Genomic DNA, 12,089 nt, shown 5'->3' with positions numbered 1-12,089 from the left:
CGCTGTTCCTCGGTAGAAGATTCCGCTTCCTCCCACCAGAGACGATACAAAACCTCAGCCGCTTGTCGATGCAAACCTTCGCTATCCTCCGGCAAATTCAGCGACAAAATCCGGGGCACTCGCAGCGATGAATCTGGACTAACTTCTAACAAGCCCAAGGCTATGGCGCGGTTGATATTTTTGTCAAGATCGACAATACTGGTACACACCGCCGCGATCGCTTCCCTCGGCACCGGTAACTGATAAACTAATGCCAACTCCAGCATATTTGTCAATTCAGGTGATAGCTGCTTCAAGAATTCCTGATTCAAAATATCTTTGCGAAACTCCGCAGTTGTCTTCTCGATTTGTTCCGAAATCGCAGTTACATCCAGTTGTTCATCTAGCAACACCAAATTCAACCGTTCCAACAACCGAGGATTTCCATCTGCCAAATTCTGTGCTGGCAATTTCAATTTTTCATCCACCTTAGATCCTGGCGCAAAAGCCTTAAGCTGACTGCATTTTTTCTGCAAATCAGCGCCTTTAAAACCATCCAAAGACTGCTTGTAGAAATCCCGCAACAGCCGCGAATCAAAATCGTAACGACAAGTGAGAATTAAACGGTGAGGCGCATCAGTTTCTTGAATTGCCCAAACCAAAGCCTCTAAAATCCTTGCCATTTCCGGCAGTAACACATAATCGCCACTATTTGGTCGCGATTCTAAATTATTTTCAAAATCATCAAAAACCAACAGAAACGGCTTCCCATTCCCGCCTGAACCCGTTTTATCCGAGGACTCTGCCATTTCTTCCAAAGCCCAAAATAGGTCGCGCAAGCGATATTTCAACTCCTCATCATCTCGCTGCAAAGCTTCTCGCTGCAACCTCAGTAACTTGTCGCCCAACTTACTCAGCAAACTTGCTTCATCAACTTTTCCAGACCAAACAATCTTGTCAAATTCCGTCAATCTGTCGCACAATCTAGAAGCCAAACTACTCTTACCCAAACCTCCCATGCCGTGAATCAAAACACCCACTTGATCCGAGGGAAATTTTAATGCTTTCAAACAGTTTTGAATTTGCCGCCGCCGTCCCACAAAAGCTTCGCGAGTTGGGACTTTTACCTGCTGCCCCGCAGCATCCAAAAACTGCTCTGTAACCGTCGGTTTCGGTGCGCGTTTCCGCCCGCGAGTCCTCACAGTCGTAACCAAATTGATCGGCATATTTCCCGCTACATAAAGCCGCAACAAATGCCAATCTCGCGCCTTGTGAGCAATTAAAGCTTGATAAGTGTCACCCAAAGCCTGCGTCAATTCGTAGCCTGCCGCCAAACTCTTATATAGCGCTGCTGCGGCCGCCGTCGCATCCTCATCTCTCACCTTTTTGCCCCAACCCAAAACAGCTTTAGCGCCGAAACTCAGCAACTCTTCAGCCAAGGAAGGAATCAACCCCGATTTGCCACGCTGTCCCGTCCGACAACCCGACATAAATAGTAGTTTTGGAATACGAAATCTCAATGAATGAGCGATATCTTGACCGCTAGCTAGATAATGTTTACCAGTCTCTGTTTCGGTATAAAAACGCGGTTCACCGCTATCATTAATAGTACCATGACCTGTCAAATGGAAAACATCAAAAAATCCCTTGTCATGACTATCAATTAAATATCCCAATTCCGTCAAACAGCCACTTTCTTCAACTATTAGCGCTAAATCTTGCCTCGCATCCTTTGTTGCTTTCAGAATCAATCCTTCTTCCTTCTCAAAATCCAGCACCTCTTTTACATCCAGCGGCGAAGCTGCCATAAATAAGAGATTCAGCGCTCTATTTTCCGGCGCGGCTTCATCAACTGACAACTTTTTAATGCTGTCCGAAGACATCCAGCGAACCGGCACAATCGGCTGGGGCTTTGCTACCAAAAAACTCTGGCCATCGTGCAGCACTTCCCAAGGCAAATGAGCGAGTCTTTCTGCCGTAGCGATGGCTAAAATAATGCTTTCTCTACCCAACTCTGCAATTTTCCGAGAAAACAGGCGTTCCGTGCCATCAAGCCAGTCAAATAAACGTTTTCCAGTCTCAGGATAGGGTACTGGTAGAGCCACATAATAGTCTCGTTCGGCAGATGTAATTAAATCGGCAATTTCTGTCAGACACAGTCGCTGCGATTCATAAGGATTGGGATTGTCTAAAAAATAGCGAAATTCAACATAATTATCTTGAATACTCTTGAGGTCGAGGTGTAGGATTTTCATATTTATAAGTCTTATTTTGAATAAGCTTAAAGGTAAATACCATTTTGTTTTTCTTGTTTGCGGGTATTTTCCCCTCTGGTTCGGATATCTCTCCCTCCCGATTACTAAAAATCGACCAAAGAAACCGGGTTTTTGAGCAAATCTGCGAATTACAGCGAAGTATTTTCGGAAAAACCCGGTTTCTGACCACCCGTGGATAAGTCCTAAATGGTTTATTCGTCCAGGATTTGCTTAATTTGCTCGATCGTAGCATTTTCCAACAGCAACCGCCGTCCGCGCCGACCAACAATCAAAACTTTATCAATCTTTTTGCCAGACTCGCCTTTTCTATATTCTTGATACCACTTGCGAATTTGTTCTGCTATTGCTACAGTTCCGCCAACAACAGCCACAATAGCGCCAATAGTTGTTAAAATTGGCTCTTTCTCATCATCCCCGATTGTTTCCCAATTTCCCGACAAGCCAGAAATCGCAAACAGTTCCTCTGTAGCAGCAACTGCATCTCGTCCTTCGACGCTGATTTGAATATCTGCCATTACTTTTTATTGCCACTCTACGTCATCTAATTATATCTCAGCAATTTATATGCGGGCGATATTGGCGCTACATTCCCTATAGACAAATCGCTGACTTTATGACCGCAGATAAACGCAAATAAACGCAGATAAATCAAAATAACCATCTGCGTTAATCCGCGTGCATCTGCGGTTAAAATCACCTAAAAATTGCCGTAACTACTAATAGCCCCCTGCAACCTCCCAATCACTTCCTCATTAGCGCTACATTCCCTATAGACAAATCGCAGACTTCCTAACCGCAGATAAACGCAAACAAACGCAGATAAATCCAAATTACCATCTGCGTTAATCCGCGTGCATCTGCGGTTAAAATCACCTAAAAATCCCCGTAACTACTAATAGCCCTCTGCAACCTCCTCATCACTTCCTCAACCGAAATCGCCCCCAACTCCCCAGAAGCCCGAGTCCGAATATTCAAACTATTCGCCTCAACCTCCTTAGCACCCACAACACCCATCACCGGAATTTTATCCTTCTCAGCATTGCGAATCAACTTACCCAAACGCTCGCTATCCTCATCAGCTTCAGCGCGAATATTGAGCGCCTTCATCTTCGCCGCCACTTCCTTAGCAAACGGCAAAAACTCCGCGCTAACAGGCAACAACCGCACCTGAATCGGCGCCAACCACAGCGGAAAATCCCCTGCATACTGCTCGATCAAAATCCCGATTAAGCGTTCCAAAGAACCGAAAGGAGCACGGTGAATCATCACCGGGCGCTTGCGAGTGCCGTCTTCAGCGACGTATTCCAAATCAAAACGTTCTGGCAAATTGTAATCTACCTGAACAGTTCCTAATTGCCATTCTCTATCCAAGACATCTTGGAAAATGAAATCGAGTTTCGGCCCGTAAAAAGCCGCCTCCCCAATTCCCTCAAAATAATTCATTCCCAAAGTTTCCACCGCGCGGCGGATTGCACCTTGAGCCTTTTCCCAAGCTTCATCGGAACCGATGTATTTCTCTAAATTGTTCGGATCGCGGAAACTCAAACGCGCCTTAAAGTTTTTCAGTTGCAGACTCTTGAAGACTGACAGAATCAAATCCACCACATTCAAGAATTCCTGATCCAACTGTTCCGGCGTGACAAATAAGTGGGAATCATCCACCGTAAAGCCGCGCACCCGCGTTAAACCGCCCAATTCTCCCGATTGTTCGTAGCGGTAAACCGTGCCGAATTCCGCTAAGCGCATCGGCAATTCTCGATAGGAACGTAATTCGCTTTTGTAAATTTGAATGTGAAAAGGGCAATTCATGGGTTTCATCACAAAACCCTGTTCCTTTGCTGCCGATTCCTCATCTTCTGCCATCAGCGGAAACATATCTTCTTTGTATTTCTGCCAGTGACCGGAGATTTTGAACAAATCGACTCTGGCAATGTGGGGAGTCACAACTTGCAAATAGCCACGCTTGATTTGTTCTTGTTTCAAGTAATCTTCTAAAATACTTCTCAAAACAGTGCCTTTTGGCGTCCACAGCGGCAAACCAGGCCCCACCGCATCGGCAAAAATAAATAAGCCTAATTCTTTGCCAAGTTTGCGGTGATCGCGCCTGAGGGCTTCTTCTTTGCGGTGTTTGTAGGCTGCTAATTGTTCGGGGGTTTCCCAAGCAGTGCCGTAAATGCGCTGTAACTGAGCTTTGGTTTCGTCCCCGCGCCAATATGCTCCTGCTAGGCTTTCTAGTTCGATCGCCTTTGGATTCAACTCACTGGTATTTTCTACGTGAGGCCCGGCGCACAAATCCCACCATTCCTCGGCCACATGGTAAATAGTAATCGGTTCGATCAAACCTTCTAAAATTTCTAATTTGTAAGGTTCATTAATCTCCTTAATTCTGCGTTCCGCTTCCTCCCGGCTGACTTCTTCGCGAATTACAGGCAATTTACGGTTGATGATTTTGATCATCTCTTTTTTAATGGCTTTTAAATCCTGTTCCGTAAAAGGTTCGGGAGTGTCAAAGTCATAATAGAAACCGTTTTCAATCCAAGGGCCGATCGTTACTTGGGCCTTGGGAAATAACTTCTGCACCGCCATCGCCATAACGTGGGAGGTGGTGTGGCGAATTTTTTTTAGTGATTCCGACTCACTCGTGCGGGGCAACTCAATTTTAACGGACTCTTCTGGAGCGGACATGGATTCTGAGCTAGACATCGGCTGAATTAGCAATTAATTTAGTTGCAGTTGCTTCTATCTTACTCAGATTGCGACAGCAACCGCCGACTTCCGGCTGCGGGACACTCCGGGAAATTAGGTCATTCTGGGCATTGGGCATTGGGCATTGGGCATTGGGCATTGGGCATTGGGCATTGGGCATTGGGCATAGTTTTTTTCTTCCTTCTTTCTTCTTCCTTTCATCCGTTACATCCGTTACATCCGAAGAAAGCGAATCCGTTGCCGAACTTCCTTCTGCTATGAGCTATTGCTAGCGAGTCTGAGCGGATATTGCAGAATTTTGGGATTTCGACTCAAAAATCGCTGCTGACATAGTTAAATTTATTCACACCCACCTGCTAATTGTTGTTAAATTCTTGAAATTTTGTTAAAAAAATGTTACAGATTGTAAAGACCGTTTAAGACTATAATGATAAATAACCCAATTTTAATCCATGCTTAATTCCAACTTGCCAGAATCACAATTGCTCAAAGCGTTACTGGAACCGCTGTTAGAGGATTTCACTTACTGGTTTGAGCGATCGACAAAGCTCTTAGAAACTGAGGAAATTCCCTTTCTGAGCGACGAAGATCAATCAGACTTGCTGGCGCGAGTCAAACAGGCTCAGCAAGAAGTAGGCGCGGCTAAAGCTCTATTTTTTGCCACTGGAGGTCAAGTTGGGATTGAAACCACAGCACTGATGCCCTGGCACAGACTGCTCGCCGAATGCTGGCAAGTATCGGCGCGCTTTCGCTCATTGCAGTCAGCTCCCCCTGGAAAATAAAGAAGCGAGTTCAAGTCAAAGTTGCCATCAAATCCCAAACATCAGGAAATGTGGCGGCTGACTTGACAACCTCAAGCAGATTTCCAGTTAATAAGTTATTACTTGCTGAAACACATTTGTAAATTGCTGTGTGGCTGTTTAGCCCGGAGGAGAAAATAATGTTGCACCTGCTTTATATTTTAGCTTTTACCGTTCTTGCCTTTGTGGCAGTCGGTAACTTAATCCGCAGTCTAGTCACCGTAGGTATAGAGTCCCAGCGCCCTCAACAATTCAGACCAAATAATCGCTACGCCTCCTATCCTCGCTCTCAATCTGTACCCCATCCAGAACTTTTAGACGAACACGGAAACATTGTCAATGAGCCGCTGTTAGTGATGCGTTCGCTGACTGTCCAAGACGCCCGCGAACAATTAGATGCTCTCTACAAATCATCTCCGGGCGGCAACGACGAAGGGGGCGAACTAGCCTGATACAACCACAGCCGCAGCATTTATACTCAGGCGCGATGCCTCAAAAAAAATAATTGACTTACACGCTAGGTGTCCGAAACCCTTTTTCTTCATAGCTTTTGGTGAAAATCGTTTCCGCTGGCATCAGAATGATTTTCCGAGTGCAGTGCAAGCTTAAGATATGGCGATGATGCTCGCGGGCTCGCTATCCTTGTGAGCTAACCAGATGGGATATAAGTCCTCAAAATAATTGGCCGTTAGTTAAAAAGTAACGGCCAATTATTTGTGATTTTTGAAAGTTTAATTGCCGATTAGCCAGATCGATCGCCAAAAACCGAGCCAAAAACCGATACTGATGGCACTGATATCAAATAGCTCAAGAATAGTATAATGCAAGAGATCCGCAAGCGGTGCCTAACAAGTCTGAATGGTGAGAGTGCTAACGCCCGAATCGAAGCCTGAATAGATGAGTTGGCGTCAAAACCTAGAGGTAAAAACAGGTGGCTTTGGGATGAACTCAAGGTCTTGGAGGCATACCTCTGCTTAGATTCGTCTAAATGATATGGCTAGCATGATGTCAGGAACCTCAGCTATCAGGCATGAGGCTTGAAGGAGAAATCTAACAAGCCATTCTGACCAGCCTAAGTCTTAACTGACTACGTTTTTTGGGTCACGATACCGGAGAATGCGAAGCTAGTTTTCCGCTCTATCGCTGAGGGTTAAACAGTCCTAAGGTCACTGGGACGGTGCTTTCAGCCTAACAAGCTCACTAAACATTGGCGAAGCTAACTTTACTCCGAAAGGAGAACGGGACAACCATATCCCGGCGGGGAGGCAACCATACCTCCCCAACCCCGCAAGGGGATTCAATTCAATGTAAAGCCGTCCTAGAAGGACGGGGTTTCAAACCCATAATTCTGATGACTTAAACAGTCGTGTTATAAGGCATAAATATATCAGATACTCAGAAGCGATCGCTCTAAACTTCCTATCGATCCTGTTTTGTCATCGGCAAAAATGCACGTTTAAGGCTAGATGATCGTCCCTATTTCACTACTGGCAGAACTTCTGCAAGCTTTGCCCCAACTGCGGGCACAAATTTATTTCAAATCTTCCATGACAGCCCTGTCTCACGCGATGGAAGACTTGGTTTTGGCGGGTTCCGACGAACCGCTAGTCATTGCCAGCTTTCAGCGAGAGCGCTTCTACCGCCAGGAAGCTCACCGCTACCGACGAATTGCCTCGCGGTCCTCTCAGGTATACGTGCTGGCTGCACCGGAAACTGAGTTTAAAAATGCTTCGGAGTGTCACGAAACTGTGGCGTTTGCACCGGAGGACGGATTAAGTAAAGAGTGGCACTTAGTGGTGCTGGGGCAAGAATACTCAACTTGCCTGATTTGTCAAGAAAAAATTGTGCCGATCGAAAACCAGGACGAGCGCGGGCCGCTGGTGATGGATCAATCTCGCAGATTTGAAGGAATTTGGACCTTCGACCGCGAGGTAAGCTGCAAGGCTGCGGCATTGTTGCTCGATAAAATTGTCAAATATCGCCCGGAATTGGCCGAAAAGATCGATCGAGCCCGAACTACCTACAATCTGATCGAAACACCGAAAAAAACTCGGAAATCCGCCGCGAACAAAGCCGCCAAACCCGACAAAACTGCGCCAAAAGACTCAAAAATTCCCAATCCCAAATTGAGCGATGCTTTTGCCGAACGCTTAGTCACCTACTTGCAAGCCGGCCAGCACAAACTGCTCAAAGCATACGCCGCCATCGCCGCCCAGGAACGCAAAGAACGCCTCGTAAACTTAATTACAACGGCAATGCGACAGTCTCTCAACCCGCAAGAAATCGTCGAGGTAGCAGTGCAAGAACTGGGAAATGCCCTGTCAGCAAGCCGCTGTTTAATTTATCGCTGCAAGACTGCAGATATTGCCGTCAAAATCGATCGCGAGTTTTTGCGTCCGGGTGTTCGTTCTCTACTAAATCAGACTTGGCTTTTGCAGGAAAATCAAATATGGATCGATGCGGTGGCGCGGCAAGAGCGAGTTTACATCCAAGATACAGCACAACACCCCCTGATTGTCAATACAAAATACCTGAGGGAATGTGTAAAAAAGTGGCAAATTGTCTCTTGGTTAATGGTGCCAGTGCTTTATCAGGGGCGGGTTTTGGGAATGGTGGAAATGCACCAGTGTCGATCGACTTTGGCTTGGGAAGAAGACGAAATTGCTTTAGTAGAGGCGATCGCAACCCAACTCGGAGCAGCCTTAATTCAAGCCGAAACCTACGCTCATTTAGAAGAACTAAACCAACAATTAGAAGCATTAGACCGCACTCGCAGCAATCTAATTGCCATCACCGGCCACGAACTTCGGACTCCGCTTTCTACGATTCAAGTGTGTCTAGAAAGTTTGAACTCCGAACCAGATATGCCCCCAGAATTGCGGCAAATTATGTTAGAAACTGCCCTCGGTGATGCCGATAGAATGCGGAAACTCGTGCAGGATTTCTTAACTCTTTCTCATTTAGAAAGCGGGCGAGTTAAATGGAATGTAGAATCGCTGACGCTGCAAGAATGCGTTGATTTGGCCCTCAGCAGCGTGCGATCGCGCGGCGGAGTCGATCGACAGTTACCGGAAATTATCGCCGAAGTGTCCGCAGAATTGCCTTTAGTACAAGCAGACGGAGAGTGGTTGGTGGAGGTGCTCTCCAAACTGCTAGACAACGCTTGCAAATTTACGACACCCCAGGGAAGCGTGACTGTTAAAGCTCAATGTAACGGTTCTCAGATGGTGGAAGTGCTCGTAGCCGATACGGGGAGGGGAATCGAGGCGAATAGTTTAAAAGTAGTGTTCGATCGATTTTATCAAGAAGAAGGAGCTTTGCGCCGCAGCACCGGCGGTACCGGTTTGGGATTGGCAATTTGCAAGCAGATTGTTGCCGGTTGGGGCGGTAAAATTTGGGTAGATTCCCCAGGAAAAGACCGAGGCAGTGAATTTCACTTTACTATTCCCACTGTTTAGCTCGATGATATCAAACTTACCCAACAAGATGGTCAATAAATTTTTAGCAAAGCTTCCAAGCGTCAGATGATCCAGTTCTGAGTACATTGGGAAATAGAGTTGATGCGGGAAATGCCTAAAGATGCACCTAAAATTAGACACGATAATTACCAAAAATCAAAACGGAATTGAGATAAAAATTTAGACAAGTTTGATAGCTTATATCATGTCCGGTCGAACGAGCGCGATTTTTGTAGGGGCGGGTTCACCAACAATACCTGCCAATAATTGACCATCTCAAAAACCCGCCCCGACCGGGATCTTATGGTTAATCGATGGGACATGATATTAGATAAATTCCGATATCTTCAAGCATCGGAATTAATATTACCCACAGCTTTCGAGACGGCAGTGCCGTGTCCCTACAATAAATCGCGGTAGGGACACGGCACTCCCGTGTCCTCTATATCATTCCGGTGCTCAAAGGCGATCGCTTTGTTGATAAATCTCCTCTGGTGCCAGACAATTATCAAAACGCCAAATTTGATAACGTGTGCTAACAAGCAGACTGTTATTTATCCCATACATTCCCATTGGTTTGTCAAATAACCGCTCGTGTGCTGCGACTCTACCTTGCTGATTACAGCCGATAAAAAAACAGGCGATTTGTTTGATAAGTAGTGAAGGCAAGGCTTATAAACTGGGTTTGCAGCCAAGGTACAAAGTCCGGTGAGCAGGTAATCTCTAATTTGGGCACAATTAAAGGTGACATGGGGTTACTGCAAAGCAAAAACTAGAACTTGCTTACCCATGAATTTAAACTTGATCAAGTTCTACGGTTGCAGCACGTTATCAGGAAACTGCCCTTGCATATTACCAGCAGGAGCGTACTGACAGACCACATAGAAGGCGTTATATGTAGTACCTTGAATCGTTGCAGTGCCTTGTGCTGCACCACAGCCTAATTGCGTACTGCCTTTCCAGACTACCTGAGTAAAATGCCCGGTATTGCCAGAAAACCCTGGACTGGCGTAGTTATAATTTTTAACTTCGCTGTACCAGTCTGAAACTGCTCCGTTACCAAGGGTAGTTGGGTCTATCGAAGTCGCTGTAGTGTAAGAAGCGTAGATGTTTTCTCCTACATTGTTGCGATTGGTACTATGCTGAAACTGTCCACTACTGGCAATGTTCTCAGCCCAAGCTTGAGCGCTGCTATTTAGGGAATCACTGATGGTGATGTTAGGGCTTTTATGTGTGGCTCGATAAGTGTTGTGTTTAGACACAGCAGCGCTACGAAACGTCGCTAAGTCAATAGATGTCTGTCCTAGAACGGAGTCACTGCTTATTGCTCCTCCTGTTAGCGCAATGGTTAAAGCTGTAGCTGTTGTCAAGGTTAGAGTTGAAAATAATTTCTTCATGGTTTTGTATTTTTTGAGTTAACTTTTGTACGTGGATACAACAAAGGTGCAGGTCGATGCATCAAAGGTGCAGGTCGATGCAACTAACCAATTTGTAGAGTGGGCAAACATTTGCCTACCCAATATTCTTAAACACAGATAAAGTTATTTTGTGTCAGCGTTGTAGTATCAAACCCAGTCAGCACCGCTAGAGTTTGATTGCCTAAGCTAATCTGATTGCCAGAGAAGGACAACTGATATCATGTCCGATCAATTAACCATAATATTCCGGTAGGGGCGGGTTTTTGAGATGGTCAATTATTGGCAGGTATTGTTTGCTCACGAGCCCCTACAAAAATCGCGGTCGCTCGACCGGACATGATATGATTGAAACTCAAGTAATCGTTTCCCGCCCTGCGGCTTTATCCAACACAAAGATATCGCTACCAGTCCCGCCAGCCAAGTTATTATCTCCCTTGCCACCGTTGAAGAAATCCTTACCCGCACCACCAACAAGTAAATCTTGACCGTTACCTCCAATAAGACTGTCGTTAGAGTCACCGCCATAAAGATGACTTCTTTATCTGCTTGCGACTCGTAGAACGTTGAAAATATCGCTAAGGTCAATGCCCGTTTTTGCTCAGGGGTGATAAAAATGGAAAACTCATTGTCTTCGCTCATCGCTTCCAGCATTCGACTCACCACACTGCCGACAGGGCTAGACATACTGGCGTGAAACCGGGGGTTTTGTCGCAGTAAGGCTCCGAGTAAGGTAGAATCCGAACGAGGCAGCCCACAGATCAAGTAGATTTTTGGAGATTTTATTACTTTAGGCACAGTTTTCAGTCACAAAGACCTGATATAATTTTTTCACCTCATTTATTACGTTATTTAAAAATTAAGCATACTCGGCTTTAAACTTTTTAAGCAAAAAAAACGCAAAACTTAATATAAAAAAACGCAAAACTTAATATAAATAAAACGCAAAACTCAAAAAGCAATGAGAACGATTGCGATCGCGATCGCCTCAAAGCCATAGCTATTGGGTATAGCCGAAATACGCGCCTTCCGAGGACACGACGTAAAATTTTCTAACAAGATTCAACACTTGTGTATCAGACCAGATTGCAAAAGTTGAGTAAGGTTGAGGATATACGCCCGCGAAGAAAGCAGTTTCACGCACGCGCCCTGGCTGCGTGAGATTTATTTCCACCTAATTATCTAAAAATTTTTTGCCCGGAAAACGATTTTTGCAACAAGAATATTTCAACTGAGAATTTAGCAAAATCGATTATGTCACATACAATCCAGATGAAATCTACCCAAGCTATCGCCAATAAGCCGCAACTGCAATTATACCATTTTTATAAAGTTGTGATAGACTTATATAAAAAGTAAAGGAGAACATTAAAATGTCTGGCCGTCCTCATATAACGATTGCCGAATCTGTAGAAGTATTGCTAGAGATTAGGAAACAACAAAAAAGAATTTTAG

The 12,089-nt window shown here is 45.3% G+C and carries 10 protein-coding genes; 3 read left to right on the top strand and 7 right to left on the bottom strand.

What is annotated here, in order from left to right:
• From ACUVJL_RS36935 to ACUVJL_RS36920, 4 genes are all read right to left on the bottom strand, one after another.
• Nucleotides 1–2,234, bottom strand: a 2,234-nt coding sequence (locus ACUVJL_RS36935) for a CHAT domain-containing protein (RefSeq protein ID WP_445250353.1), incomplete at its 3' end; no start/stop codon positions are given.
• A gap of 212 nt (nucleotides 2,235–2,446) precedes the next feature.
• On the bottom strand, nucleotides 2,447–2,770 hold the full coding sequence (locus ACUVJL_RS36930) for a hypothetical protein (RefSeq protein WP_445250352.1): 324 nt from the start codon (nucleotides 2,768–2,770) through the stop codon (nucleotides 2,447–2,449).
• Nucleotides 2,771–3,128: 358 nt separating this feature from the next.
• A complete protein-coding gene (thrS, locus tag ACUVJL_RS36925) occupies nucleotides 3,129–4,958 on the bottom strand; it encodes a threonine--tRNA ligase (protein WP_445250351.1) in 1,830 nt (609 codons plus the stop codon).
• A complete protein-coding gene (locus ACUVJL_RS36920) occupies nucleotides 4,951–5,079 on the bottom strand; it encodes a hypothetical protein (RefSeq protein ID WP_445250350.1) in 129 nt (42 codons plus the stop codon). The genes thrS and ACUVJL_RS36920 overlap by 8 nt, the downstream gene beginning before the upstream one ends.
• Before the next feature lie 334 nt (nucleotides 5,080–5,413).
• Between ACUVJL_RS36920 and ACUVJL_RS36915 the strand changes: the two genes are divergently transcribed.
• The 3 genes from ACUVJL_RS36915 to ACUVJL_RS36905 all read left to right on the top strand — a co-directional run bounded on the left by ACUVJL_RS36915 (nucleotide 5,414) and on the right by ACUVJL_RS36905 (nucleotide 9,219).
• Nucleotides 5,414–5,743: a DUF2605 domain-containing protein gene (locus ACUVJL_RS36915; RefSeq protein WP_445250349.1), complete on the top strand. Its 330-nt coding sequence runs from the start codon at nucleotides 5,414–5,416 to the stop codon at nucleotides 5,741–5,743.
• Between the two features lie 158 nt (nucleotides 5,744–5,901).
• Nucleotides 5,902–6,213: a DUF2973 domain-containing protein gene (locus ACUVJL_RS36910; RefSeq protein ID WP_445250348.1), complete on the top strand. Its 312-nt coding sequence runs from the start codon at nucleotides 5,902–5,904 to the stop codon at nucleotides 6,211–6,213.
• A gap of 1,014 nt (nucleotides 6,214–7,227) precedes the next feature.
• Complete coding sequence (locus ACUVJL_RS36905) at nucleotides 7,228–9,219, top strand: DICT sensory domain-containing protein (RefSeq protein ID WP_445250347.1); 1,992 nt, start codon at nucleotides 7,228–7,230, stop codon at nucleotides 9,217–9,219.
• 459 nt (nucleotides 9,220–9,678) lie between these two features.
• On the opposite strand, the gene ACUVJL_RS36900 is transcribed toward ACUVJL_RS36905, so the two are convergent.
• The 3 genes from ACUVJL_RS36900 to ACUVJL_RS36890 all read right to left on the bottom strand — a co-directional run bounded on the left by ACUVJL_RS36900 (nucleotide 9,679) and on the right by ACUVJL_RS36890 (nucleotide 11,288).
• A complete protein-coding gene (locus ACUVJL_RS36900; RefSeq protein WP_445250346.1) occupies nucleotides 9,679–9,888 on the bottom strand; it encodes a DUF4915 domain-containing protein in 210 nt (69 codons plus the stop codon).
• 143 nt (nucleotides 9,889–10,031) lie between these two features.
• Entirely contained in the window at nucleotides 10,032–10,616 is a 585-nt protein-coding gene (locus ACUVJL_RS36895; protein ID WP_445250345.1) for a CAP family protein, read from the bottom strand.
• A gap of 318 nt (nucleotides 10,617–10,934) precedes the next feature.
• The gene (locus tag ACUVJL_RS36890) at nucleotides 10,935–11,288 is read right to left on the bottom strand and encodes a hypothetical protein (protein WP_445250344.1); all 354 of its coding nucleotides are present in this window, start codon (nucleotides 11,286–11,288) and stop codon (nucleotides 10,935–10,937) included.
• Nucleotides 11,289–12,089: the final 801 nt, after the last annotated feature.

This window comes from Microcoleus sp. OTE_8_concoct_300, assembly GCF_031383065.1.
Lineage (GTDB): Bacteria > Cyanobacteriota > Cyanobacteriia > Cyanobacteriales > Microcoleaceae > Microcoleus.
This window is presented reverse-complemented; position numbering and strand designations above follow the sequence as displayed.

What these genes read in the sequence shown, in the direction of transcription:
- ACUVJL_RS36915 (WP_445250349.1), top strand. Translation starts at nt 5,414, where the DNA reads ATGCTTAATTCCAACTTGCCAGAATCACAATTGCTCAAAGCGTTACTG.
- ACUVJL_RS36930 (WP_445250352.1), bottom strand. Translation starts at nt 2,770, where the DNA reads ATGGCAGATATTCAAATCAGCGTCGAAGGACGAGATGCAGTTGCTGCT.
- ACUVJL_RS36890 (WP_445250344.1), bottom strand. Translation starts at nt 11,288, where the DNA reads ATGCTGGAAGCGATGAGCGAAGACAATGAGTTTTCCATTTTTATCACC.
- ACUVJL_RS36895 (WP_445250345.1), bottom strand. Translation starts at nt 10,616, where the DNA reads ATGAAGAAATTATTTTCAACTCTAACCTTGACAACAGCTACAGCTTTA.
- ACUVJL_RS36905 (WP_445250347.1), top strand. Translation starts at nt 7,228, where the DNA reads ATGATCGTCCCTATTTCACTACTGGCAGAACTTCTGCAAGCTTTGCCC.
- thrS (WP_445250351.1), bottom strand. Translation starts at nt 4,958, where the DNA reads ATGTCTAGCTCAGAATCCATGTCCGCTCCAGAAGAGTCCGTTAAAATT.
- ACUVJL_RS36910 (WP_445250348.1), top strand. Translation starts at nt 5,902, where the DNA reads ATGTTGCACCTGCTTTATATTTTAGCTTTTACCGTTCTTGCCTTTGTG.
- ACUVJL_RS36920 (WP_445250350.1), bottom strand. Translation starts at nt 5,079, where the DNA reads ATGCCCAATGCCCAGAATGACCTAATTTCCCGGAGTGTCCCGCAGCCG.